Annotated in this window: 30 protein-coding genes; 2 read left to right on the forward strand and 28 right to left on the reverse strand. The window is 55.6% G+C overall.

Features of this window, described 5'->3' with window-relative positions; genetic code table 11:
* Nucleotides 1-15: 15 nt before the first annotated feature.
* The 28 genes from ahrC to ACZF99_RS15515 form a co-directional block, all read right to left on the reverse strand.
* A complete protein-coding gene (ahrC, locus tag ACZF99_RS15380; RefSeq protein ID WP_483605975.1) occupies nt 16-465 on the reverse strand; it encodes a transcriptional regulator AhrC/ArgR in 450 nt (149 codons plus the stop codon).
* Nucleotides 466-503: 38 nt separating this feature from the next.
* Nucleotides 504-983, reverse strand: a complete 480-nt coding sequence (locus ACZF99_RS15385; protein ID WP_483605976.1) for a hypothetical protein — start codon at nt 981-983, stop codon at nt 504-506.
* 156 nt (nt 984-1,139) lie between these two features.
* On the reverse strand, nt 1,140-2,000 hold the full coding sequence (locus ACZF99_RS15390) for a TlyA family RNA methyltransferase (protein ID WP_483605977.1): 861 nt from the start codon (nt 1,998-2,000) through the stop codon (nt 1,140-1,142).
* 12 nt (nt 2,001-2,012) lie between these two features.
* The gene (gene dxs, locus ACZF99_RS15395) at nt 2,013-3,923 is read right to left on the reverse strand and encodes a 1-deoxy-D-xylulose-5-phosphate synthase (RefSeq protein ID WP_483605978.1); all 1,911 of its coding nucleotides are present in this window, start codon (nt 3,921-3,923) and stop codon (nt 2,013-2,015) included.
* Between the two features lie 169 nt (nt 3,924-4,092).
* Nucleotides 4,093-4,998, reverse strand: coding sequence for a polyprenyl synthetase family protein (locus ACZF99_RS15400; RefSeq protein WP_483612759.1), 906 nt, complete (start codon nt 4,996-4,998; stop codon nt 4,093-4,095).
* A gap of 17 nt (nt 4,999-5,015) precedes the next feature.
* On the reverse strand, nt 5,016-5,297 hold the full coding sequence (gene xseB, locus ACZF99_RS15405) for an exodeoxyribonuclease VII small subunit (protein ID WP_483605979.1): 282 nt from the start codon (nt 5,295-5,297) through the stop codon (nt 5,016-5,018).
* A complete protein-coding gene (gene xseA, locus ACZF99_RS15410) occupies nt 5,272-6,654 on the reverse strand; it encodes an exodeoxyribonuclease VII large subunit (protein ID WP_483605980.1) in 1,383 nt (460 codons plus the stop codon). The genes xseB and xseA overlap by 26 nt, the downstream gene beginning before the upstream one ends.
* 11 nt (nt 6,655-6,665) lie before the next feature.
* Nucleotides 6,666-7,523 carry a bifunctional methylenetetrahydrofolate dehydrogenase/methenyltetrahydrofolate cyclohydrolase FolD gene (gene folD / locus ACZF99_RS15415; RefSeq protein ID WP_483605981.1) on the reverse strand — a complete coding sequence of 286 codons (858 nt, stop codon included), beginning with the start codon at nt 7,521-7,523 and terminating at the stop codon, nt 6,666-6,668.
* 29 nt (nt 7,524-7,552) lie between these two features.
* A complete protein-coding gene (nusB, locus tag ACZF99_RS15420) occupies nt 7,553-8,002 on the reverse strand; it encodes a transcription antitermination factor NusB (RefSeq protein WP_483605982.1) in 450 nt (149 codons plus the stop codon).
* A gap of 226 nt (nt 8,003-8,228) precedes the next feature.
* Nucleotides 8,229-8,462 (reverse strand): DUF2273 domain-containing protein, encoded by a 234-nt coding sequence (locus ACZF99_RS15425; protein ID WP_483605983.1) that lies wholly within the window; start codon nt 8,460-8,462, stop codon nt 8,229-8,231.
* A gap of 14 nt (nt 8,463-8,476) precedes the next feature.
* Nucleotides 8,477-9,016, reverse strand: coding sequence for an alkaline shock response membrane anchor protein AmaP (amaP, locus tag ACZF99_RS15430; protein ID WP_483605984.1), 540 nt, complete (start codon nt 9,014-9,016; stop codon nt 8,477-8,479).
* 109 nt (nt 9,017-9,125) lie between these two features.
* On the reverse strand, nt 9,126-9,533 hold the full coding sequence (locus ACZF99_RS15435; RefSeq protein WP_316548896.1) for an Asp23/Gls24 family envelope stress response protein: 408 nt from the start codon (nt 9,531-9,533) through the stop codon (nt 9,126-9,128).
* A 112-nt stretch (nt 9,534-9,645) separates the two neighbouring features.
* A complete protein-coding gene (accC, locus tag ACZF99_RS15440) occupies nt 9,646-10,989 on the reverse strand; it encodes an acetyl-CoA carboxylase biotin carboxylase subunit (protein ID WP_483605985.1) in 1,344 nt (447 codons plus the stop codon).
* Nucleotides 10,990-11,062: 73 nt separating this feature from the next.
* The gene (gene accB, locus ACZF99_RS15445; RefSeq protein WP_483605986.1) at nt 11,063-11,560 is read right to left on the reverse strand and encodes an acetyl-CoA carboxylase biotin carboxyl carrier protein; all 498 of its coding nucleotides are present in this window, start codon (nt 11,558-11,560) and stop codon (nt 11,063-11,065) included.
* Between the two features lie 179 nt (nt 11,561-11,739).
* Entirely contained in the window at nt 11,740-12,549 is an 810-nt protein-coding gene (locus ACZF99_RS15450) for a SpoIIIAH-like family protein (RefSeq protein ID WP_483605987.1), read from the reverse strand.
* A 60-nt stretch (nt 12,550-12,609) separates the two neighbouring features.
* Nucleotides 12,610-13,257 carry a stage III sporulation protein AG gene (gene spoIIIAG, locus ACZF99_RS15455; protein WP_483605988.1) on the reverse strand — a complete coding sequence of 216 codons (648 nt, stop codon included), beginning with the start codon at nt 13,255-13,257 and terminating at the stop codon, nt 12,610-12,612.
* Between the two features lie 5 nt (nt 13,258-13,262).
* Nucleotides 13,263-14,123: a stage III sporulation protein AF gene (gene spoIIIAF / locus ACZF99_RS15460; RefSeq protein ID WP_483605989.1), complete on the reverse strand. Its 861-nt coding sequence runs from the start codon at nt 14,121-14,123 to the stop codon at nt 13,263-13,265.
* Between the two features lie 43 nt (nt 14,124-14,166).
* Entirely contained in the window at nt 14,167-15,363 is a 1,197-nt protein-coding gene (gene spoIIIAE / locus ACZF99_RS15465; protein WP_483605990.1) for a stage III sporulation protein AE, read from the reverse strand.
* A gap of 35 nt (nt 15,364-15,398) precedes the next feature.
* The gene (gene spoIIIAD / locus ACZF99_RS15470) at nt 15,399-15,788 is read right to left on the reverse strand and encodes a stage III sporulation protein AD (protein WP_483605991.1); all 390 of its coding nucleotides are present in this window, start codon (nt 15,786-15,788) and stop codon (nt 15,399-15,401) included.
* Nucleotides 15,789-15,799: 11 nt separating this feature from the next.
* Nucleotides 15,800-16,003 (reverse strand): stage III sporulation protein AC, encoded by a 204-nt coding sequence (gene spoIIIAC / locus ACZF99_RS15475; protein ID WP_009225775.1) that lies wholly within the window; start codon nt 16,001-16,003, stop codon nt 15,800-15,802.
* A 60-nt stretch (nt 16,004-16,063) separates the two neighbouring features.
* The gene (spoIIIAB, locus tag ACZF99_RS15480) at nt 16,064-16,582 is read right to left on the reverse strand and encodes a stage III sporulation protein SpoIIIAB (protein WP_178022790.1); all 519 of its coding nucleotides are present in this window, start codon (nt 16,580-16,582) and stop codon (nt 16,064-16,066) included.
* Complete coding sequence (gene spoIIIAA, locus ACZF99_RS15485; RefSeq protein WP_178022791.1) at nt 16,575-17,573, reverse strand: stage III sporulation protein AA; 999 nt, start codon at nt 17,571-17,573, stop codon at nt 16,575-16,577. The genes spoIIIAB and spoIIIAA overlap by 8 nt, the downstream gene beginning before the upstream one ends.
* A gap of 125 nt (nt 17,574-17,698) precedes the next feature.
* Nucleotides 17,699-17,965, reverse strand: coding sequence for a YqhV family protein (locus ACZF99_RS15490; RefSeq protein WP_068785162.1), 267 nt, complete (start codon nt 17,963-17,965; stop codon nt 17,699-17,701).
* Between the two features lie 197 nt (nt 17,966-18,162).
* Entirely contained in the window at nt 18,163-19,416 is a 1,254-nt protein-coding gene (locus ACZF99_RS15495) for an aspartate kinase (protein WP_483605992.1), read from the reverse strand.
* A gap of 214 nt (nt 19,417-19,630) precedes the next feature.
* Nucleotides 19,631-20,188: an elongation factor P gene (gene efp, locus ACZF99_RS15500; protein ID WP_178022793.1), complete on the reverse strand. Its 558-nt coding sequence runs from the start codon at nt 20,186-20,188 to the stop codon at nt 19,631-19,633.
* Nucleotides 20,189-20,343: 155 nt separating this feature from the next.
* On the reverse strand, nt 20,344-21,417 hold the full coding sequence (locus ACZF99_RS15505) for a M24 family metallopeptidase (RefSeq protein ID WP_483605993.1): 1,074 nt from the start codon (nt 21,415-21,417) through the stop codon (nt 20,344-20,346).
* Nucleotides 21,418-22,234: 817 nt separating this feature from the next.
* Nucleotides 22,235-22,675: a type II 3-dehydroquinate dehydratase gene (gene aroQ / locus ACZF99_RS15510; protein WP_483612761.1), complete on the reverse strand. Its 441-nt coding sequence runs from the start codon at nt 22,673-22,675 to the stop codon at nt 22,235-22,237.
* Between the two features lie 88 nt (nt 22,676-22,763).
* A complete protein-coding gene (locus tag ACZF99_RS15515) occupies nt 22,764-23,303 on the reverse strand; it encodes a YqhR family membrane protein (RefSeq protein ID WP_483605994.1) in 540 nt (179 codons plus the stop codon).
* Between the two features lie 185 nt (nt 23,304-23,488).
* Between ACZF99_RS15515 and ACZF99_RS15520 the strand changes: the two genes are divergently transcribed.
* Nucleotides 23,489-24,487, forward strand: a complete 999-nt coding sequence (locus ACZF99_RS15520; protein WP_483605995.1) for a DUF1385 domain-containing protein — start codon at nt 23,489-23,491, stop codon at nt 24,485-24,487.
* A 6-nt stretch (nt 24,488-24,493) separates the two neighbouring features.
* Nucleotides 24,494-24,817 (forward strand): hypothetical protein, encoded by a 324-nt coding sequence (locus tag ACZF99_RS15525; RefSeq protein WP_483605996.1) that lies wholly within the window; start codon nt 24,494-24,496, stop codon nt 24,815-24,817.
* Nucleotides 24,818-24,846: the final 29 nt, after the last annotated feature.

A 24,846-nucleotide genomic window follows, 5' to 3' on the forward strand; every position in this document is an offset into this window, starting at 1 on the left:
TAACTTCAAACTCGATTAAGATATGTATCCCATAATTTGCTCGATCAGATACCGGCTGTAATCCTCGTTCCGGCAGATCAGCAAAATCGTGTCGTCGCCGCAAATCGTGCCGAGCAAATCCGGCCACTCCATATTATCGAGCAGCACGGCCACCGAATTTGCCGTCCCCGGAAGGCATTTCATGACGACCAGATTATCGGTATGATCGATGTGCACAAAGCTGTCGACCAACGCCCGTTGCAGCTTTTGCACCGGGTTGTAGCGCTGGGCCGTCGGCATGGAATACTTGTACCTGCCATCGTCCGTTGGTACCTTGATCAGCATCAGTTCCTTGATATCGCGGGAGACCGTGGCCTGGGTGACCTGGTAACCCGCCTCGCGCAGCGCTTCCACCAACTCGTCCTGGGTTTCGATTTCTCTTGCCGCAATGATTTCCCGAATTTTGATATGTCTATGCCCTTTCATTCTGCCCTCCATTTGCCTGTCGGTCGAACGTAATCGATTCAGGCGGATTCATCTTCTTCGTCATCGTCCGTCATTAAGGAGATGGCCTTGAGCTCCCCTTGATCCGGATCCACGTACAGCAAGCCGGCGCATTCCGGATACAGCAGCAGGAACGGCAGGAGCTCCCTTCGCACCCCGCTGCCCGTCCATTCGATCGGGAGGCGTTCCCGCGCGGTTCTCACCAGATAGAATTCCCCGTTCTTGACCGCAATATAGTCGATAAACAGACGGCTGCGCAGCAGTTCGCCATCCACGCGAAAGGCAAGCGGCACCTTCAATTTATCGCTAACGACCTCGTAACCCGCTTGCTCCAGCATGTCCACGGCAGGGTGCTCCAATATCTCCTCATTCATTTCAAATCCGATGCCGGATCTTAAAGAAAACGGCTTGCGAACCCAGGAGCGAAAACCGCGATAAAGCAAATAAGCGCCGATTCCCGCGATCACAACCATCAGAAGACCGTCAGAGTATGCTCCCACCGATTATCACCTCACCCTCTATTTCGACGCCGCCGCGATCAGCTCCTGTCAGGCGATAACAAATTTATAAGGGGAATGAGGACAAAATCGCGTTTTGATTTTATTATAGGGAACAAACGTTCGTTTTTCAAGTGCATTGCATGCGAAAAAGACCCATCACTTGGATGAGCCTCCCGCAAAGGTGTTCGACGCTTCCTGAACGACACTGGCCGCCATTTCGCGAATCTCCGACAGCCGTTCGTCTTTCCGCTCCCGCGCGCGATCCGCTGCGGCTTCATCCAGCCTGAGATGGGCCAAAAATTCGATGTTGCCCTCTCCGCCAGTAATCGGGGAGAAGGTCAACCCGGCCACCCCGTAGCCCTGCTCTTCAGCAAAGGAGAGCACCGTCTCGAGCACCTCCAGATGTACCCTCGAATCCCGCACCACTCCGGATTTGCCGACCTTCTCCCGCCCGGCTTCAAACTGCGGTTTGATGAGCGCGGCGATGTCCGCCGGCCTCTTGAGCAGCGCAAGCAATGGCGGCAAAATGATTTTGAGCGATATAAAGGATACGTCGATGCTGGCAAAGTCGGGTGTCGGACCATCCAAATCCTCCGGCCTCATATAGCGAAAGTTGGTGCGTTCCTTGACATTCACCCGCGGATCGTTGCGCAGTGACCAATCGAGTTGATTGTAACCGACGTCGATAGCGTAGACATAGGCGGCGCCATGCTGCAAGGCGCAATCCGTGAACCCGCCGGTGGAAGAGCCGATGTCCAGCATCGTGCGTCCCGTCAGATCAAGCTGGAACCGCTTGATCGCTTTCTCCAGCTTCAGTCCGCCTCGGCTGACGTACGGATGGATCGCCCCTTTGACGGACAACGCGGTATCGCGCGGGATTTTCGTTCCCGCCTTCTCGATCCGCTCCTGTCCGCCGAACACCAGTCCGGCCATGATCGCGGCTTTCGCCTTTTCCCTACTATCGAAATATCCCTGCTCCACGAGCAGGACGTCTACGCGTTCCTTGGAAACCGACATGCCAATCTCCCGTCAATAATTTACTTTTTTGCCCATGGCCAGATGTTGGCTGCTCCGTAATTTCTGCACTTCGTGAACGATGTTTTCGGACGTCAAGCCTACTTCATCCAATTGCTCCTTGATGCTGCCATGCTCGATAAACCGATCCGGGACGCCCATCAGATGAATGTCCATTCCACTGAGCCCTTGCTCCGCGTAGAATTCCAGAATGGCGCTGCCCAAGCCTCCCGCCTGCGAAGCCTCTTCAAGCACGATCATCCTGCCGCTGCCCTGTGCCAGTCTTATCAGCATATCACCGTCGAGGGGCTTCAAAAATCTGGCGTTCACGACGGCGGCGGACACGCCTTCGCGTTTCAACATTTCCGCAGCTTCCTCCGCGACCTGCACCATCGGGCCCACCGCAACGAGCGTCAGGCTGTCCCCTTCCCGCAGTTGTTCCCAGGTACCGATCGGAATCGGCACCAGTTCTTTGTCCAGCGGAACGCCCGGCACGTTGATCCGCGGATAGCGGTAGGCGATTGGGCCGTCATTATATTCCAGCGCCGTCTTCATCATATGGCGCAATTCATTCTCATCCTTCGGCATCATTAATACGATATTCGGAATATGCCGCAAAAAAGCGATATCGTAAACCCCTTGGTGGGTCTCTCCGTCCGCGCCGACGAATCCGGCCCGGTCGATGGCGAACATCACGTTCGCATTATGGCGGCAAATATCATGGACGATTTGGTCGTAAGCCCGCTGCATGAACGTGGAATACACCGCGTACACCGGCTTCAGGCCTTCCATCGCCATGGCGGCGCACATCGTGGCGGCATGCTGTTCGGCGATGCCGACGTCGATCATGCGGCCGGGAAAACGTTCGGCGAATTTAACCAATCCGGAACCGCCCGGCATGGCCGGGGTAACGGCAACGATGCGTTCGTCCTGTTCGGCCAGCTCGATCAGCGTTTGCCCGAACACTTCCGTGTACATCGGATTGCCGACCGCCTTCAGCAGTTGGCCGGACTCGATTTTGTACGGCGTAATGCCGTGCCATTTGTGAGAATCCTGCTCCGCCGGCGTATATCCTTTGCCTTTGGTGGTCAGGACATGCACCAGAACCGGGCCGCTCACGTTATTCGCCTGCTTGAAGGAATCGATCAAGCCCGGCAAATCATGGCCGTCGACCGGCCCCAGGTATTTGAAGCCCAGCTCCTCGAACAAGACGCCGGATACCATCAAATACTTCAGGCTGTCCTTCACCCGCTCCACGGTTTTGGCGACCTTCCCGCCGATCGCCGGGATCTTCTTGAGCAGTTGCTCCACTTCGTCCTTGGCCCGCAGGTAATTGCGGTCGGAGCGGATTTTGGTCAGGTAATTATGCAAAGCCCCGACGTTCGGTGCAATCGACATTTCATTGTCGTTGAGGATCACCATCAGGTCTTTCTTCTCATGACCGATATGATTCAGCGCTTCGAACGCCATTCCACCGGTCAGCGCACCGTCCCCAATGACGGCGATTACCCGGTTGGACTCGCCCTTTAAATCCCGGGCCAGCGCCATCCCCATGGCCGCCGAAAGCGAGGTGCTGCTGTGCCCTGCCTCCCACACGTCATGCTCGCTCTCGCTTCGCTTCACAAACCCGCATAACCCGTGATGTTTGCGGAGCGTGTCGAACTGGTCCATCCGCCCGGTCAAGATTTTATGTACATAAGCCTGGTGACCTACGTCAAAGATCAGTTTATCCTGCGGACTGTTGTAGCAATAGTGCAGAGCGATCGTCAATTCCACCACGCCCAAATTCGAAGCCAAATGCCCGCCGGTCACCGACAGCTTCTCGATCAAGAACTGGCGGATTTCCGCAGCGAGCGGCGTTAATTGCTCCAGGGACAAGTTTTTCAGATCGGCAGGCTCATGTATTCTCGAAAGCAGCACAGACATTCCCCGCTTTCCTTAATGTAGGGTTCGAAAAGCCCGCAAGCGAAAACCGGCTTTTCGTTGCACTAGATGATAATAGCTTTCATTATATCATATGTCACGATGATGTCGAAATCACATGCCAAGGATGAACGAGTCATTTTTCCCTGATTTCGCATGAAAATCCGGTTTCTTAGTGATCGCGGCGAAGCAGCATATCGGCGATTTCCAGCAGCCGCTGCGGGTTCGGAACCGTTCCGTCCTGCACCGCTGCCTTCGCCTCGCGCGTCAGTCGATCGACCTCGGAGCGGGAAGACTCGATGCCGATAAAGTACGGATAGGTCACCTTCTGCTGCTTCACGTCGCTTTGCGTTTTTTTGCCGAGCTTGCGCTCGTCCCCGATTAAATCGAGGATATCGTCCTGAATTTGAAAAGCGTGTCCCAGCGCCCGTCCGTAACGCCCCAAGGCTTCGAGCTGCTCCGCCGTACCGGAAGCGAGATATCCGCCCGCTTTCACCGAGAACACGATCAGGTCACCGGTTTTGTGCTCATGGATATACTGCAGCCGACCCAGGTCGGTCACTCCCTGCTCGCCTTGCATATCGGCCACTTGGCCGCCTACCATGCCGCCGGGTCCGGCGTAGCGGGACAGTTCCTCCACGATCGCCAAAGCCGCCGCGGCCGGCACCCCGTGTTCGCGGCTCGCTTGAACTACATTGTAGAAGGCATGCGTCAGCAGACCGTCCCCGGCCAAAATCGCCATCGCTTCCCCAAACATTTTGTGATTCGTCGGTTTGCCGCGGCGGAAGTCATCGTTATCCAGCGCCGGCAGGTCGTCATGGATCAGCGAATAGGTATGCACCATTTCCACGGCGCAGGCGACGGGCATTGACGCTTCCCGGCTGCCGCCGAGCGCCTCCGCCGCAGCCACGACGAGCAGCGGCCGCAGCCGTTTCCCTCCGGCCATCAGCGAGTAATCCATCGCCTGACGCAGCGTATCCGGTACTTCCCAAGCCGCCGGAAGGCTTGCGGTCAGCCGGGCGGAGACGGCTTCGCTAATTTCCTTCACATATTCCTCTATCGTTAAATGCTGCCGCAACAAGATCACCGCTCTCTTCAGAAATCCGCGCCATCGCCCAGCGGCGGCTGAAACGGCTGTTTCTCCACCGCTCCGTCTTCTTCTACGATCATTTCGATTTTCCGTTCCACCTGAGCCAGCTTTTGTCCGCATAATTGCGAAAGACGCATCCCTTGCTGAAACAGGTCAATCGCTTTCTCGAGCGGCACGTCGCCGTGTTCCAGTTGGGAAACGATATCCTCCAACTGGTTCATCGCTTCCTCGAAATTCAGTTCCGGTTGCTGCCCTTCCGCGTTAAGCGTGGCTTCCTGTTCCTTCATCTTCTTCAGCTCCTTCCGGTCTCATGCCCCATACTTGACAATCCAGTTCTCCGTCCGTGACTTTGACCGTAATCCGGTCGCCCGGTTCGACGTCCGACAACGACTTGACGAGCCGCTCGCCTCGTTCATCGTAGACGAGGCTGTAGCCCCGCGCCATCACCTTAAGCGGGCTTAACGCGTCCAGTTGGCGAAGACCCGAGGCAAGCTGGCCGGACTTCTCCCGCAGGATGCCGTACATGGCCTGCCGCAGCAGGCGATCCGCCTCCCGCCGCCGGCGCCCCGCGAACTGCAGCGCTTCCCGGGGATGGAAGCGCAACAGCCGCTGGTGCAGGCGGTCCTGGGCCGCGCCGGCCAACTGCAGCCGCGTCTCCATGCGGCCGGTCAGCCGCGAGGACAGCCGGTCCAGCCGCTCCGCGTGCTGGAGCAGGCTGCGCCGCGGCTGCGTCAGCGCCGGCGAGCGTGTCAGCCGGCGCAGCCGTTCGCGCGCCTGCTGCAGGCGGTGCTGCAAGCCCTGCTGCAGCACTTGCTCGCGCTGGCGCAGGAGCGCGCGCAGCTCGGCCGTATGCGGCACGGCCAGCTCGGCGGCCGCAGTGGGCGTAGCGGCGCGCAGGTCGGCGACGAAATCGGCGATGGTGAAGTCCGTCTCATGGCCGACGGCCGAGATGACGGGGATCGCCGATTCGTAAATCGCACGCGCGACCTGCTCCTCGTTAAACGCCCACAGCTCCTCGAGCGAGCCGCCGCCGCGGCCGACGATCAGAACGTCGGCCTCGCCCATGACGTTCAGCGTCCGGATGGCCTTCACGATCGAAGGCGCAGCCCCTTTGCCCTGGACGAGCACGGGGTGCAGGATCACCGCGGCCTGCGGGTACCGCCGCCCGAGCGTCGTCAGGATATCGCGGACCGCAGCCCCGGTCGGCGAGGTCACGACGCCGATCGTCTTCGGGAACCGCGGCAAAGGCCGCTTGCGTCCCGGCGCGAACAGCCCTTCCGCCTCGAGCTTCTGCTTCAGTTGCTCGAAGGCTAAATACAAGCTGCCGACCCCATCCGGCTGCATATGCGTCGCGTAGAATTGATATTGCCCGTCCCGCTCGTAAACGGAAACGTTGCCGCGGGCGATCACGCGCGTCCCTTCCTTTGGCCGAAACGGCAGCCGCTGGTTGTGGGACGCAAACATAATGCATTTGATCCGGCTGTCCGCATCCTTCAGCGTAAAATACATATGTCCGCTGGAATGGTGCGTGAAGTTGGAAATTTCACCGCGAATCCAGACGTCGTTGAGCACCTGATCCGATTCCAGCTTCATCCGGATGTAGCGGTTCAAATCCTTGACCGTCAAAATCCGCTGTGGATCCATCAAGCCGCCTCCTACTCCAGCCCCTGCAGTCTTTTCGCCGCGATCAGCGTATTATGCATCAGCATCGTGATCGTCATCGGTCCGACGCCGCCGGGTACCGGGGTAATTGGGCCGGAAACTTCCTTTACGCTTTCGAAATCGACGTCCCCGGCCAGCTTGCCGCTCTCGAGACGATTCATGCCGACGTCGATGATAACCGCGCCCGGTTTCACGTAAGAGGCGTCGACGAAATTGGCGCGCCCGATCGCCACCACGAGAATGTCCGCCAACCGGGTCAGTTCCTTCATATTGGCCGTACGCGAATGGCACATCGTGACCGTGGCGTTCTCCCGCTGCAGAAGCAAGGAGACCGGCTTGCCGACGATGTTGCTGCGGCCGATGACGACCGCGTGTTTGCCGGCAATCTCAACGCCCGTGCGTTTAATGAGTTCGATGACGCCCGCCGGCGTACACGGCAGCAAGCTATCGTCGCCGATCATCAGATTGCCGACATTCACCGGATGAAACCCGTCGACGTCCTTCTCCGCGGAAATCGCATCGATGACGGCTTTCTCGTCGATATGCTTCGGCAGCGGGAGCTGCACCAAGATCCCGTGAATACGGGTCTGATGATTCAGCTTGTCCACCAGAGCCAGCAGCTCCTCCTGCGACGTCTCCGCGGAGAGGCGGTGAACTTCCGAATAGTAGCCCAGCTCATGGCATGCTTTCTCTTTATTTCGCACATACACTTGCGAAGCCGGATCCTCTCCGACGAGCACGACCGCCAGTCCCGGCGTAACCCCCCGCTCCGTCAGCCGCTTTACCTCTTCACGCAAATTCTTGCGGATTTCCTCCGAAATTTGTTTTCCGTTAATGATTGGTGCCGTCATGCTCGTCCTCTCCTCTACTTAAAATTAAATTACCGGTTGCTTTTCAACTGATCGACGTCTTGAATCATTTTGCCAAGCACGCCGTTCACGAACTTGCCGGATTCCGCGGTCCCGAAATGTTTGGCCAGCTCGATTGCTTCATTGACGGCCACTTTGCCCGGCACGTCGTCGCGGAAGATCATTTCATACGTGGCCAGACGCAACACCTGCCGGTCCACTTTGGACAAGCGGCTGATTTGCCAGCCTTTCAAATAATCCTCCAGCAGGGTATCGATCGCCTCTTTCCGGCTCCAGGTACCGTTAACCAGTTCGAGGACGAAAGCCCGGGTCGCGTCCACATCCGACAGTTCTACCTCGCTTTCGTTTTCTTCCATGGCTTCCGTAAGCAGCATGGTGACCGCCTCGTGGGCGTCAACCTCGTTCATTTCCATCTGGTACATGCTCTGTACCGCAATCTCTCTCGCCAAACGCCGTTTCATCTGCTTCCTCCTAAAAAGTTTCTAAACGTGAATCCTCAACCTGTTCTTATCTTTCAGCATGGACCAAAACCGCTTCAATCATCACCGGCACCGCCAAACGCTGCATATCTCTTTACACAAAAAAAGACCCGCAATAGGCTTACTCCACAAAAGGGGCAAGAAAACGTTCCTAGCTCTTTTCCGGAGTAAGCATATCACAGGAAACGGGAATGAGGAATTCGAAATCTTATTTGAAGGGACGCCACCGCGTCGACAGCCACTCCCAGATCGTGCCCCAAGGCAGCAGCGGGCCTCCCTCCAAGTCCTTCTGCTTGCCGATCGTATACCCGATAAACAGCAGCAAGGCGCAGAACAACATATTCCAGAATCCGAAAAACAGATAGATCGGGCATAAAAACACGGCCGCCGCTACGCCAAGCAGGCGTCCTTTGTGACTCTCCCACAATTGTTTCCAGAACACCCCGCTGCTCACCCCTATTCAACCCGGCTTTTGATGACCGGGGAATGGACCAGATTGGCAATGTATACCGACACGTAGGAAACGGGAATTCCCGTAATTTCCTCGACATGGTCATGAACTTGTCGCTGAACTTCCTCCGTCAGCGCCGGGATCGACGTTTCGCCGTCGACAAGCGCACGAACCACGATTTCCAGTCCCGATTCCGTGATTCGAATCCGCGTCTTGACTTCCTTGATGCCTCTCACGCGAGAAGCGGCTTTATAGGACAGATTCTCGATCGTCTCCACCGAAATTTGGATATCCCCGTATTCGTTGCGCTGGTCAATCGAGGTCGCCGAACTCCGGTCTCTGCTGATCGATATGTAGAAAACACGGATGCTGATGAGCAGCAAGACGATGGCTGTCACCCAGGCTCCGATGTAGAACGGCTGCTGCTCCAGCATCTTCAGGTCCAGGGGAATGGCGTCCGTAAGCAATAGAATAACGAAAACGGAAAGGATCGCGATGCTCAAGCTGTAAACAAACATCAGGATTCGGTCTAAAATTTTGGCCACGACAGGTATTGCCTCCTTAATAGAGGTTTGAAGTTACACTTCAGCTCGTCCCAGCTGAAAATTACAGTAAACCCCTGACCGAGAAGCGGTCGGGGGTTCGTCACAATCGTTATTTCACGCGATGGGTCGCTTCCACTTCTTCCACACGTTCGGCCGCTTTGAAAATGACGTCGTGAATATGCACGTTCACTTCGATTACATTCAGTCCCGTCATGGTTTCGATGGAGCGCTTGACGTTACGCTGGATTTCCGAGGCGACTTCCGGGAGACGGTTGCCGTATTCGACGATAACGGATACGTCTACCGCGGCTTCACGTTGGCCGACTTCCACCTTGACGCCTTTGGAAAGATTCTTTCTTCCCAGCAATTCGGCGATGCCGCCGGCAAATCCGCCGCTCATTCCGGCTACGCCTTTCACCTCGACGGTCGCCAGTCCGGCGATCACTTCGATGACTTCCGGGGCAATCTGAATTTCACCAATATCCGTACGTTCGAATTCCGTTGGCAAAGTGCTCATTCTATTCATCCACCTCTCAATAAGTATGACGCTGCTCTAGCGATAGATACCGCGCACTTATTATACATACTATATCATTTTGGGTTCATTATGACAAACATACGGCGGCTTTCTATATCTCGTTTTCTTCCAGAAATTTGATATCGAAGTCGCCTTTGATGAAAGTCGGATGCTCCAACAGCTTCTGGTGAAAGGGGATCGTGGTATGAATGCCTTCGATGGCGAATTCGGACAGGGCTCGCTTCATCTTGGCGATCGCTTCCTCCCGCGTGGGTCCCCAAACGATCAATTTGGCAATCATCGAATCGTAATAGGGCGGGATCGTATACCCTGGATAAGCGCCGCTGTCGACGCGTACCCCCGGTCCGCCCGGCGGCAAATAGAAGCCGATTTTGCCCGGAGAAGGCATGAAGTTACGGGCTGGATCCTCGGCGTTGATCCGGCATTCCATCGACCAGCCGTTCAGCTTGATGTCCTCCTGGGTGAAGGAAAGCGGATTGCCTTCGGCCACGGAGATCATCTCCTGGATCAAATCGACGCCGGTGACCATTTCGGTAACCGGATGCTCCACCTGAATCCGCGTGTTCATTTCCATGAAATAGAATTGCCCATCCTGTCCCAATAGGAATTCCAGTGTTCCCGCACCGGAATAGTTGACGGCCTTCGCGGCTCGGACCGCCGCCTCGCCCATTTCCCGCCGTTTCTCCGGCGAGAGCACCGGACACGGCGCCTCCTCGACCAGCTTCTGCCGGCGGCGCTGCACCGAGCAATCGCGTTCGCCCAGGTACACGGCGTTGCCGTGCTTGTCGGCAATGATTTGGATTTCCACGTGCTTCATGCCGGTCAAATATTTCTCCAGATAGACGCCGGCGTTGCCGAACGCTTTTTGCGCTTCCTGTTGGGCCGTTGTAATTTGCTTGATCAGCGATTCCTCGTCCTCGGCGATGCGGATCCCTTTGCCCCCGCCGCCGGCGGTCGCTTTGATGATGACCGGATACCCGATGTCGCGCGCCACCATGACAGCTTCGTCCAGATCCTCAATCAACCCGTCCGAGCCGGGAATAACCGGCACCTTGGCTTCCTTCATCGTTTGCTTCGCCATCGCTTTATCCCCCATTCGGGTGATCGCTTCCGGAGAAGGGCCGATGAACGTTATGTTGCAGGAGCCGCAAATTTCCGCGAAATCCGCGTTCTCCGCCAGGAATCCGTAGCCGGGATGAATCGCGTCGCACTCCGTCAACGTCGCTACGCTCATCAGGTTGGTCAAATTCAAATAACTGTCCTTGGACAGCGTCGGTCCAATGCAATAAGCCTCATCGGCCAGCCGCACGTGCAGTGAATCCTTGTCCGCTTCGGAATAGACCGCTACGGTGGAAATCCCCAGCTCGCGGCAAGCGCGAATGATCCGTACGGCGATTTCGCCGCGGTTCGCAATCAATATTTTATGAAATTTCATGAGATTCTCGTATCCTCCTTTGGAAAGCTAGGGTAGCGGCCCTTGAAGCTGCATAGGGGCGGTACGCCTCGATTTACTCCGGCTTCACCAAAAAGAGAGGCTGTCCGTATTCGACCATCTGCCCGTTCTCCACGAGGATGTCGATGATCTCGCCTTTGACTTCCGCCTCCAGCTCATTCATCAGCTTCATCGCTTCAATGATGCAAACCGTCGTCTTCTCGCCGACTTTGTCGCCGATGTTCACGTAAGGCTGGGCTTCCGGCGACGAGGAACGGTAGAACGTCCCGACCATCGGCGAAACTATGGTATGTAAATTGGCGGCAGACGCAGCGGAACGGGCCGCTTCCGTCGCTTGGGGCGCCGATGCGGATTCTTGCGGAGCCGGAGCCGGTACAGCGACTTGGATATTTTGCGGCGCGGCGGCAACCATCTGCGGCTGCACATGAACAACTTCGCTTACTCCGGGCTTGCGGATGCACAAGCGAGCGCCTTCATTTTCGATTTCTAATTCATGCACGGACGTTTGGTCCAACAGTTCGATCAATTCTTTGATTTCACTCAGCTTAAACATATTTTCACTCTCTCCTTCAGCTTTGTAGGAAAAGCCTTGGCCTTAAAACATAAGCCTCGCTCGGCTCATAACTTTATGTATTATATCATAATCGATCAAAATGGAAAGAGTCCAAGTTGCCTCGGACCCTCCCCGCAATTGGAACCTATCGGTTCGCATTTTTATTTGGCTTCACTCTTTTATTGCGTTACGTACTGAACGCTGACTTTGTCCTGGGAAACACCCAGCTCCTTGATAATCAGGTCCATAATGCTTACGGCTTCCTTGGCTTCCATCTTCTCGCTGACGACGACAACCTTAAATTTGTCTTCCGTTTCTTGTACGACGGCATTCGCATATTGCTGTTTCAGTCTTTCTTCGATGTCGTAGATTTTCGCTTCTTTCTCTTCCAATGCGCTTAATTCCTGCTGCGCCATGGCGGCTTCCTCCAGCGATTTGTTCTCGTTGATCGCCTGAATCAGCTCTTCTTGCTTCTTCATGTTTTCCTGGGTGCGGGTAAATTGATAGGCATTCAACGTGTCCGTAGAGGAGACGCCCTGGGCTTCCAACTGGTTCAGCACATCTTCATCCGTTGCGGCTGACTTCTGCCCGTCCGCAGTCGGAGCGCCTTCCGCCGCCTTGTTGCCATCCGTCGCTTTCGCATCGCCGGTAGCCGCAGCGTCGTCGTTTTTCGCCGCATCCGGATTTTCGGCACCGTCCGCCGCGCCGGCTTGTTCCGATTCGTCCGCGCCTGCGGTACCGTCCGTGATGGCGCTGCCGTTTTCGCTGCCGTCCGTAGTCACTTCCGACAGGATCACGTCGTCTCCCGCGTTTCCGCTGCCTTCCAGAACGCCGTCTTGCGTCATGCCGTTATTTGTCGTGCTGACATGCTGTCCGTCGGTTGGCGTCGAAGTCTGCGGTCCGTCCTCCGTAAATAAGTAGTAGGCGGATAAAATAACCATCAAGCTCAGCATGGAAACCAGCCAAATCGTTTGTCTTTTGGATTTCATAATGGAATTCCTCCTCAAATTTTAAATGGATCGAGAGACATCCTGACTCCGAATCATCGATTATTGCGATTGCTTGCGCGGAACGACGGAGATCCGGTATGCCGGTACGTTTAGGCCCTTCTCGACAGCGTCCACGATCAAGCTTTTCACCGTTTTGTTCTCGGCCCCACGCGCTACGATCAGCACGCCGCGAACCTTGGGTTTGATCTTCTTGGTGACGATCGGCTGCTCGCTGCCGGAAGCCTCGTAGGTGACGATCTGGCCATCCCGGGTATATTGGGTGATGTGCCGTTTCCCTCCGTCCGCATCGCTTTCTTCCGTTAGTTCCTGCGAGTCTTTAATATTCCGTTGAACCACGATTTCCTCGGTCGAATCGATGGTTACGAGCACGTCCACCGCACCGACCCCCACGATTTTTTCCAGGATCTCCTTGGTTTTGCCTTCGAGCGTCATTTCGATGCTGCTGAAATCATCGTTCCCCGTTCCGCCCGCGGATCCGGACGAATCGGCGATTTCCTGCATCATAGGCGGTTCGCGGCTCCCCTCGCCGTTAGGTTCCATCTGCTTCACGTTGACGAAGGAATTGAACAGCATAATGGCGATCCCGACCAGCCCGAGGATCAGCAGCCAACGAAACGTACTTGCGGTTTTTTTGCCTTCCGCTCCCCGACCAAGCCATTGCTCCAGTTTTTTCAGCCATCCCGGCACTTTCATCACCTCCCGGCATTATCTTCTTTAGGATTCGCGGCCCCAAGGACCGTAACCGCCTCTCTATCTACGCCCCAGTTCTGCTGGAGCAGCTCTTCGATTTGCAAGACCAACCGGCCTGCCGCCGGCTTGGCCTCGCCCGCTGCCTTGCCGCCGCCATCGTCGTTCGACCCCGAGGCGGTTACGTCCCGCGCTTCGTCGCCGGAGTCGGCCATCGCCGCACGGCTTTGAGTCTCGATCCGATCTTCCTCACCCACGGCCTTGCCGGAATTCTCTTTTGTGCTTACGTTGATATTAATTTTCTCTACTGGTGCGATCGATATCTCCGGCCCCCGTCCGGCTGCACCGGGATCAACGCTGGCCTCTTCCGGCTTGACCTGCGCCAGGACCACCTCGACCGAGGAGATGACCGGCTCCGCGGCAACCGGACGGGTTCCGTCGGCTCCCGCCTGCGCTTTGGCGGGTTCCGTTCTCAGCTTGACGGAGACCCGGTCTACCTGCTGCCCTGTCGTTCGTTCGATTTGTTCCTTCATTTGTCTGGCTGCCTCCTCGCCTGCCCAGGCGAGCGCTTCGGATTCCTGCTTCCGCTTCAACTTCTCGCCCTGCTGTAGAATCGCTTCCGTGCTTTGGTTCCGAGAATCGCTCGCCATGCCGTCCCAACTGGTGGCGAAAGCCGCTTCAAGCTGATCCTTGGCATCCGCCGCAAAGAAACGCATGACCGGGGATAGCAGCGTCAGCAGGATCAAAAGGCTGACCACGAATTTGACGTAGCGCTCCATCGCGCGGTTGGGCAGCAGCAAATCGATAAAAACCGCGATCAGCACGATGAAGATAATTTCTCTCAACCACTCCGACAGCCAGTTCACGCATGATCACCACCCCTTGTTCATTCGTTTTGTCCTTGGCGTTTCACCTCATCATGACGGTGATGTTCCCGGCGGTCAGCATGATCGTGATCGCCAGGAAAAACATCATGCCGACGGCGGCCAGCGCCGCAAAAACATACAGCATGCTCTTGCCGATCGTCTCCAGGCAAGCGATGACCGGCGAATCGCCGAGCGGCTGCATGACTGCCGCAGCCAGATTGAAGATCAGCGCCAGCGTAATGATTTTGATCGCCGGAAAAGCGCAGAGGAACAACAGAATGATGACCCCGACCAGGCCGATCGAATTTTTGACGAGCAGAGAAGCCGAGATGACGGTATCCGTAGCGTCGGCGAATACTTTGCCGACGACCGGCACGAAATTTCCGGTCAGGTACTTGGCCGTGCGCAGCGTGACCCCGTCCGCCACCGATCCCGCGATGCCTTTTACGGAAATGACGCCGAGAAAGACGGTGAGCAGAACCCCTAGCAGAGCCATGCTGACGGTACGAAGCAAATTGGCCAGCTGAGTGAGCTTATACTTGTCGGACAACGAGCTGACGATGTGAAGTACCGCCGAGAAGAACAACAACGGGAACACGATTGTATGCACCGCCGTTCCGACCGCGTGAACCATAAATACGACCAGCGGATGGGTCACCGTCACCGTCACCGCATTGCCTAAGGAGGCCAGGAGCGTAAACAGCAGCGGCACCATCGCCATCATGAAGTCGATCATTCCGCTGATCGCATTCGTGGCGTACGTGATCGCGACGTGGAAGCTGTTGATCGCGAGTACCAGGATGACCATGTAGCAAATGGAGTAGGCCACTTTGCTGACCTGTTTGCGTTCGAACGCCGTTTGCAGGGTTTCCAGGATCATGCTGAAGATGGTAAGCAGCACGATGGTCACCAGGATGTGCCCGTTGTATAACACTTCGTGCCACATATATCGCATCAGGCCGCTAAGTCCCGATTTCAGACTGAAGCTCTCGTCCTGCTGTAGAAGCATTTCCATAAATGAAGGAACCTTCTGATCCGGAAAAAAACCGCCGTAATCCTTCATTAGCTGCTGCCAATACTTTTCAACCTGATCGGTGGGAAGCTCCTCGGCCTGGCGCTGGATCCAGTTATCCCCTTCCCCTTCGGCGGAGGCGATGACGGGCATGTACCCAAACAGCAGCACGCCCAGAAAAATCAAGAGCAACGTAGGGCCGCGCCATCGTTCGTTCGTAGCGAGCATAAGTCCTTCTCCCCAATCTGATGCCATGCAGCCTGCTAAGCCGGCAGCAGCTTAATGACGGTCTCGATAATGATGCTGATGATCGGAATGGCGAGCACCATGATGAGCACTTTTCCCGCCATCTCGATCTTGCTGGCGATGCCCTCCTGCCCGGCATCTCGGACGATCTGCGCGCCGAATTCGGCAATATAGGCAATGCCGATGATTTTCAGAATCGTCTTCAGATAAATCATCTGGACTCCGGATTTTTCGGCCAGATCCTCGAGTACCTCGATAATTCCGCCAATTTTGCCGATCAGGTACAGAAAGATCAGAACGCCCGTACTTGCGGCGATCAGGAAAGCGAACATCGGCTTTTGTTCCTTGACGACCAGGACCAACACGGTAGCGATAAGCCCGAGCCCTACGACTTGGATGATTTCCACGGAGCGATCACCTACTGGAATAAGAAAATCGATTTGATTTCCTGAAACAGACTGTCAAGCAGCCGAATGACCATGAACAGGACGACAACGAACCCGATCAGCGTCACCCAATGCGCCATGTCTTCTTTTCCCATCTGCTTCAGCACCGTATGGATCATGGCGATAATGATACCGATGCCCGCAATCTGAAAAATGGCGTTCACTTCTATGTTCATTGATTTGGCACCTCACTAACGATTTCACAGGCGACAATCAGCCGTGGAGGGAAATGGAATTCAGTAGAACAAAATGACGATGAACGCTCCGCACAAAAGTCCCAAGCTTCGATACATTTTTTCATAGCGGGCTTGTTCTTCCCGTGCCGCGGATTCCTCGCTTTCCAGTTGCCGCACCGCCGTGGCCAGATGACCCAGTTGGTCCTTCCGGTCGCTTGTCCCGAGCGTCAAGCTGAGCTGCCGGATGACTTCCTGCTCGGGCGCCTTCATGGCGGTATATTTCCACAGCTTCGTCACGGCTTGCTCCAAGCTTTCTTGCGCGGTCCACGGGTGAGCCGAACTCATATTGTCCGCCGCATTGACGAAAATCGCCCGAATCGGCTCCCCGCTTTGCTCGCCGATTCTTCGGAGCGCGTCCGGCAAGGGCGTAAAGCCGTACATGATTTCCGTCTCAAGCCGCTTTAAAGCGAGGATGAGCCGTCGGATTTGGCTTGGCCGGGCGGCGAACTGCCTGGCTTGCAGCCAGCCTGCCAATGTGGCGGTCAGTAGGACGAGCGCGGCCCCGAACATCTTAAGCATGTTCTTCCCTGCCTTTCCAGCCGGGTGAGGCCGCCGGGATGCCTCGGCGTTTGCCGTCCCACAGCTTGAATGCCAGTCCTTTTTCCGTTCGCGCCAGCACCGTGTACATCTGGAAGAAGGAGCTCTCCGCCAGCTTGGCCAACGCCGGGCGGGCGGCCAGATCGTCCACGCTCGACCCGTGCGCCGTAGCGATGACCCGAACTCCGGCGTGCAGCGCTTCGGCCAAAGCTTCGGCATCCTCCGGGCGGCCGATCTCGTCCACGATCAGCACGTCCGGCGACATGGAGCGAATCATCATCATGATCCCCTCCGCCTTCGGACAGCCGTCCATGACATCGGTTCGCGGACCGACGTCAAAACCGGGCACCCCCCGCTTGCTGCCGGCGATCTCCGAGCGTTCGTCGATCACCGCAACCTTCAGCCCCGGCCAGAGCGCTTCGGGATGTCCCCAGGTTCCGCTGCTAATTTGACGGGCCAAATCGCGAATCAGCGTCGTTTTGCCTTGCTGCGGCGGCGACAGGATCAAGGTATGGTGCACCGTTTTATGCCTGAAATCCAGCAGCTTCGGCAGGATCGGGTCGGCGATGCCGCGGATCTCCCGGGCAATCCGCACGTTAAAGCCGCTGATGTCGCGCAAGTGCTCCACCCTCCCTCCGCTAAGCAGAGTTCTTCCGGCCAATCCGATGCGATGGCCGCCGGCGATCGTAATAAACCCTTTGCGAAGCTCCTCTTCCATCGTGTAGAGCGAATGGTTGGTGATCAGGTCAAGCAGGCGATTGCCGTCCTGCTTGCCCGGCTTGTACGCCGCGTCCGGATCCCTCGTCATCTCCCCCTCGGGCGTTAGGAAGAAGTAGCGGCCGCCTGCGTTAATCTCGAGCGGACGCCCCTCACGGATGCGAATCTCTTCCAAACCCGGAAAGATAGAAGGCGGAAGCTTAAGCAGCAAGGCCCGAAGATTGTCGGGAAATACGGTCAACCAACTCGGGTTCATAGGCGTACCCCCAAAACTCTTACTTTCATGCATGTCCATACCGCCCAAAACTTTCTCTTAATTGAATTGTTTTTGCTATATCACATGTGTATGCTTGTACTTTGCCAATATGCTAGGGAAATCTATCATTTCTTCAAAATACCGATTAAGAGACAAGCCACTCCGCAGCCGATCCATACCATCTTTCCCCAGGAAAGTTTATCGGCGATGCCGGCTAGCCCGATGGACGTGGTGACGAGCAGAATCGTCGGCCCGACGAACGCCAATGCCGAGTTGACGGCCAGCGCTTTATCCACCCTTCCAAGCTTAAGCATAAGCAGCGCCGCCAGAATCTCGATCGTACCCGAGAAGATGCGCAGAGCTGCCATACTGGTTACGAATTTATCAAGCATAAGTACCTCCTTCTTGTCCCATCTGTTCTCTTAACGATATGCCCGAATATCTCTATTTATTAAAAAAAAGGAGTCGTCCCCAAAACACAAAAAGGCCGGATGGAATATATTACCTTTCCATCCGGCCTTTTTGTGTTCATGGGCTTATGGGGCAGCCCCTTCCATTTCGCGTTTGATATTTTCCGGGTTCCGTTGGTTTACCGGCGTTCCTGCGGCCCGCCAACAAAAGCGGTGCTCTCCGCGTCCAGGCCGTAGGCCGTATGCAGCACGGTTACGACCTCGTTTAGCTTACTTCCGTCGATGACGCAGGATACTTTGATTTCCGAGGTGCTAACCATCACGATATTGACCCCTTGTTGCGAGATCACGTCGAACATTTGTGCCGCGACGCCCGGATGGCTGACCATGCCGGCGCCAACGATCGACACCTTCACGAGTCCTTCCTCGGAGGTAACTTGCTCGTACGGCAGTTCGCTGCGGATCCCTTCCAGCACCTTCACCGCTTTGTCGCAATCGGACAGGGCCACCGTAAAGGAGAAGTCCGCTTTGCCATCCGTTACGCCGCTTTGCACAATGATGTCCACGTCGATTTTCGCTTCGGCCAGCGAGCCGAACACTTTCGCCAGTACGCCGGGCACGTGCGACACGCCCATGATGCTGATTCGGGCCACGTTCTTATCGTAAGCGATACCGCTGACTACCACACCTTGTTCCATATTGACTTCCTCCTTCACGACCGTACCTTCATGATAGTTAAAGCTGGAGCGAACGACGAGCCGGACCTTGTTGTGCTTCGCGTATTCCACCGCGCGGGGATGCAGGACCGCCGCCCCCAGATTCGCGAGCTCGAGCATCTCGTCATACGAGATTTCATTCAGCTTGCGGGCGTTTTTCACGATTCGCGGGTCGGTGGAATAAATCCCGTCCACGTCCGTGTAAATCTCGCAAAAATCCGCTCCCGTCGCTGCGGCCAGAGCAACCGCCGTCGTGTCGGAACCGCCTCGCCCAAACGTGGTGATTTCCCCATCCTGGGTCATGCCTTGGAAGCCGGCAACGATCACGATATGGCCTTCCTCCAGCGATTTCAGTACCCGTTCGGGTTGAATCTCGGTGATCCGGGCTTTGCCATGCTCCGCTTCCGTGCGGAAGCCCGCCTGCCAGCCCGTATAAGAAACGGCTTTGGCGCCAAGCGCGTCGATGGCGATCGCCAGCAGCGCGATGGAGATTTGCTCGCCGGTCGTCATCAACATATCCATCTCCCGCAAAGGCGGGTTCTGATTCAACAGCTTTGCCTGATCGATCAAATCGTCCGTCGTGTCGCCCATCGCGGAGACTACTACCATGACCCGATGCCCTTCCTGCTGCTTCTCCACAACGCGCCGGGCGACGCGCTGCATGCGCTCCGTATCGCCTACGGAGCTGCCTCCAAATTTCATCACGTATAAAGCCAAGTCAGACCCTCCCTAATGGTGCCCCGAATCGGAGCGTTCAGCCCATTGAATCCAGTAACGCTTTAAACCAGTATAATACGAAAGACCCGAAGTTCGTCAATGCTTTTGCGGATATTAACAAAAATTCCTCCACCCAAGTCAGGTGGAGGATGCCGCTTTAGGACCAAGCCCCCGCTTGGAGCAGAGCCTTGTACCAAAACAACCGCAGGGGGAATTATGCCCGCGAAATGTATTTGCCTTCGCGCGTATCGATCAGCAGCACGTCGCCTTCATTAATGAAGAGCGGGACTTGAACGTTCAGGCCGGTTTCGACCTTGGCGTTTTTGGTTGCGCCGGTTGCCGTGTTGCCCTTGATCCCCGGTTCGGTTTCAATGACTTTTAACTCAACGCTGTTCGGCAGGTTGATCCCGAGAATTTCGCCTTGGTAGCTGACGATTTTGACATTCATGTTTTCCTTCAGGAAGTTCAGCTCCCATTCCAACTGTTCCGAAGTCAACGTGAATTGATCGTAAGTTTCGTTGTCCATGAACGTATGTTCTTGGCCGCTGGCATACAGGTATTGCACGTCGCGGTTTTCAATCATCGCCCGACCGATCGTTTCACCGGCGCGGAACGTTTTTTCCACGGTGTTGCCGTTACGCAGGTTTTTCAGCTTGGAGCGGACGAACGCCGCGCCTTTGCCCGGTTTCACGTGTTGGAACTCCAGCACCGTATAAATGTCGCCGTCCACCTCGACGGTCAAGCCTGTTTTAAAATCGTTTACTGAAATCACAAAAGTACCTCCTCAAGTGGGTTAACACTTCTATTAAAATTGAAAAATACCCAAATTTCAAGCTGCCGTCGTAAGCTGCTGTTCCCCCACGCTTGGAGTCCCTGCGAAATCACGCACAGCCGGGCGTCCGCCCTTATGAGAACCGTTCGTCTTGATTAGCCGAGCGAAATGAAGTCCTTCGTCGACTCCGTCAACCGGCGCATCCCGGTCTCCGTGATCACCACATCGTCTTCGATGCGAACGCCGCCGATTCCCGGCAAGTAAATGCCCGGTTCCACGGTAACGACCATCCCCGGCTTCAACACGGTATCGCTCGCTTTGGATACGCGCGGCGCCTCATGCACTTCCATGCCGAGGCCGTGTCCGGTGCTGTGGCCAAACTGTTCGCCGTAGCCGTAACGGGTGATCACGTCGCGCGCCAAGGCGTCGGCTTCCCGTCCGGTCATTCCCGGACGCAGGAACTCCAGCGTATGCAGTTGGGCCTCCAGCACGATATCGTAAATTTCGCGAAGCTTGGCGCTTGGCGTTCCCAAGGCCACCGTCCGCGTAATATCGGAGCAATATCCATTATATAATGCGCCGAAATCCATCGTTACCAGTTCGTTCGCCTGCATGATGCGTTCGCTTGCTCGGCCGTGAGGCAAAGCGGAGCGTTCCCCGGAAGCCATAATCGTATCGAACGAAGGGCCGGTTGCGCCGTTCTTCCGCATGAACGTTTCCAACTCCAGCGCGGCCTCCCACTCACTGATTCCAGGCTTCAGCACGTCCAGCATATGCTGGAACGTCCGGTCGGCCAACTCGGCCGCTTCCTTCATGATCGCCAATTCCTCGGCGTCCTTGAACATGCGCAGTTCTTCTACCAAACCGCTCAGCGGAACAAGCGTTGCCGGCTTTAGTTCCCGCTCGTAAGTGCGGTAAGTGGCGAACACCATCTGCTCTTCTTCAAATCCAAGCCGATCCAAATTCTCTTGTTTCAGCAGGCCTTGAATCGTTCCGGTGACCGAAGCCCCATGATCCACGATTTCGAACCCGGGCGCCTGTTCGGCCGCCTGCGTCAAATAACGGAAGTCCGTCAGCAGCCAAGCCTTTTGCTGCGTAATCAGGACATAGCCGGAACTTCCCGTAAATCCCGTCAAATAGCGGCGGTTCACTTCTCCGGTGATCAGCACGGCTTCGATCTGCTGCGATGTCATCGCTTCGCGGAGCCGGTTTATACGTGTACTCGCCATAACTAACTCTCCCTTTTTTAATAAGGTAGTTCAAAAAGCCGTCTTTGGATCACGAAGCTCAAGCGAAGGAGCATTTCGGCGTCGAATCTTGAATTCAGCCGGTCCTTCCGTTGCTCACGTAGCCTCCGGCTACGCTCCGCTACTCACTCCCTAGCTTCATCCAACCTTCTCGGTGCTCCACACCCGTCCTTTTGAACCTTTATTTGAATTGGTAGTTCAAAAAGCCGTCTTTGGATCACGAAGCTCAAGCGAAGGAGCATTTCGGCGTCGAATCCTGAATTCAGCCGGTCCTTCCGTTGCTCACGTAGCCTCCGGCTACGCTCCGCTACTCACTCCCTAGCTTCATCCAACCTTCTCGGTGCTCCACACCCGTCCTTTTGAACCTTTATTTGAATTGGTAGTTCAAAAAGCCGTCTTTGGATCACGAAGCTCAAGCGAAGGAGCATTTCGGCGTCGAATCCTGAATTCAGCCGGTCCAAAGCGAACGCTTCCGAAGCATGTTTCCTCCGGAAACATTTGAGTTGCTCACGTAGCCTCCGGCTACGCTCCGCCACTCACCCTCCTGCTTGTAACGGAACTCAGAGACGTTATTTATCCGCTTCTGGGGGTTTTCTGCGGCTAACGGAACTAGGGGGCCTTATTTCGAGCAAAACCGGCCCCTTCGCTTCCATTAGAGTCCAATAAGGTCTCTCAGTTCCGTTACTTTGGGAAATAACCGCGAAAGGGTTGAATAGAGGCTGTACGTTCCGTTACGCATCGCATCCACAAACCGCAAACTTCGCTCTTCCTTACCGAACTTCCGAACTCCACAACTTCGTTATCCCCGCTCCAAATGGCGTTTTAGCGCCAACAGTCCCATTTCATACCCGAAAGCTCCGAACCCGGAGATTTGTCCGACGGCGATCGGTGCGATTACCGAAGTGTGACGGAACGCCTCGCGGGCATGGATATTGGACAAATGGACCTCGACAACGGGGAGATTCACCGAGGTCAAGGCGTCCCGAAGCGCATAGCTGTAATGCGTCAACGCCCCCGGATTCAGCAGAATCCCGTCCGTATTTCCGTAGGCGGCATGAATTCGGTCGATCAGCTCGCCCTCATGGTTGGATTGAAAGAAGGAAAGCTCCAGCGCGATCGGCGCGGCCAGTTCCTTTAGTTTGTCTTCGATGTCGACGAGTTTCTCGGAGCCGTATACGCCGGGCTCGCGCACGCCAAGCATGTTCAAATTCGGTCCGTTCATCACCAGGATGCGGTACATGGCGGCTCCCCCTTTCCGAAAAATAACCAAAAATAATTTTAACATAGGAGGGAGCCGCTTGAGAAGCTATATCTTTTCGTCCCGACGCTTATTGAAGCGCTTGCTCGCGGGCTTTGTTCGGTTCGCGCGACCGTTCGTCCGTATATTCCTCCGCCGTGGTGTAGCCGATAAACAGTCCCCATAGCAGATACAGGCAGAATTCGCTGATGATCGTGGTCCGCGACAGCTCGCGCAGCGGGGGAATCAGATCAAGCAGCGGACCCAGCATCCCGAATAAAATCCCCCACCACGCGATGCCGTACAGGATGCCCGGTCCCGGTCCCTTCAGTTTACGGAACGCCAGCACGTAGAGGATCGTCGCCAGCAGGGACAATGCGATAAACGACAGCCACCCGACGTAATACCCGGCTTGACTATGCAGGAACGAATTTTTGAAAAAAGGCTCCACCAGATAGCCGGGCAATACCGAGGTAAAGCCCATATAGAAAAACAGCCCTTTGACGCCTCCCCAGATCAAACCGGCGAAAAATCCGATTTCCAGCGAGAACAGCCAAATGTTGGTGTTTTCCCGGCGCCGTTGCTGCCAGGGCTGAATCCTTGGCCGCGATTGCTCCTTGTCCGACTTCATGCGCATCCTTCCCTTCCATAGAAATATTTTCATTCATTTTTTTGAGCATTAGTATGCACATTTCCAAAAAGACTAAACAAACTAGAATTTGCCCGCAAAGTCCGTTACAATGGAATCATTACAAATCTTCTGATCCACGCCGATTACGCCATACCAAACTTATCAATTGTAGGAAGGTGAAAGTTTTGCCTGAACAATCCGCACCGACGATTTACGGCGGCCAAGCCGTTATAGAAGGCGTCATGTTCGGTGGAAAATATGTCAATGTGACCGCCGTTCGGCGGAAAACCGGGGAAATCACCTTTTTGGAGGTCCCCAAAGAAGACAAGGAATGGATCAAACCGCTGCGAAAAATTCCGCTGATCCGCGGAATCGTCAGCATCGTCGACTCCAGCGCCAAAGGCTCCAAACACCTCAACTATTCGGCAGAGGCGATGGCCGACGACGAGATGGATCCGGAGGAACGCGCCAAACAGAAGGAGAAAGAGGAGTCCGGCTTTTCCCTTACCATGCTGCTTGGAGTAGCCGTAGTCGGGGTCTTGTCCTTTATCGTGGGCAAGCTGATATTTACGTTGGTTCCGGCGCTCTTGGAGCAATATTTGTTTCAACACGCTTTTGCCAGCCAAACGCTGCATTCCCTAATCGAGGGCGCTATCAAAATCATCCTGTTGCTCGCCTATCTGTGGCTCATGTCCCAGACACCCGTGATCAAACGGTTGTTCCAATACCACGGGGCAGAGCATAAAGTCATCTCCGCATATGAAGCCGGAGCAGAATTGACCCCGGCCAATGTGCAAAAATTCAGCCGTCTTCATTACCGCTGCGGCAGCAGCTTTATCATTCTGACAGTGATCGTCGGCGTCATCATTTACTCCTTGCCTATATTCAGTTGGGATTCGCTATGGGAGCGCATCTACATCCGGGTGCTGCTGCTCCCGCTGGTCATCGGACTCTCGTTCGAAATGCTGCGCCTTACCAATGCGGTTCGCGACATCCCGGTCCTTCGTTTCCTCGGCTATCCGGGACTGTGGCTGCAGTTGTTGACGACAAAGGAGCCGACCGATGATCAGGTCGAGGTATCCATCGCGTCGTTTAACCGGATGCGCGAGCTGGATGCCCAGTGGGAGCAAGTCGGCGTCACCCCGGCGCCCGTTCGTTCGACTTTGGATCCCTTGAAAGGATGAGGTAACATGAAAAAGCAAGGCATCATGTTTTGGGTCATCGTCCTCCTGGTCGCTATCGGCATCATCGACAGTCTCTTTGTCAGCCATCGAATCCCTTGGAGCAGCATCATCGTTCCGGTCGCCGTCATCGGCATCGTCTTCCTGCTGTATAAATTCCCGCCGCGGAAATACCGGAAGACGCAGCCGAAAATCAAGCCTTCCGCGCGGACGATGGCCAAAGTGGCCGCAGAACGCAAGCCCGCCCGCAACGAGAAGCGCAGAGCGTATCCGTTTCAAGTCATCGAAGGCCACAAAGGCAAGAACGACGACGATTTGCCTAAATATCATTAATAAAAATCCCAAAAGGACGGCGCCGCGCA

The organism is Paenibacillus sp. JL3B1040, assembly GCF_057063165.1.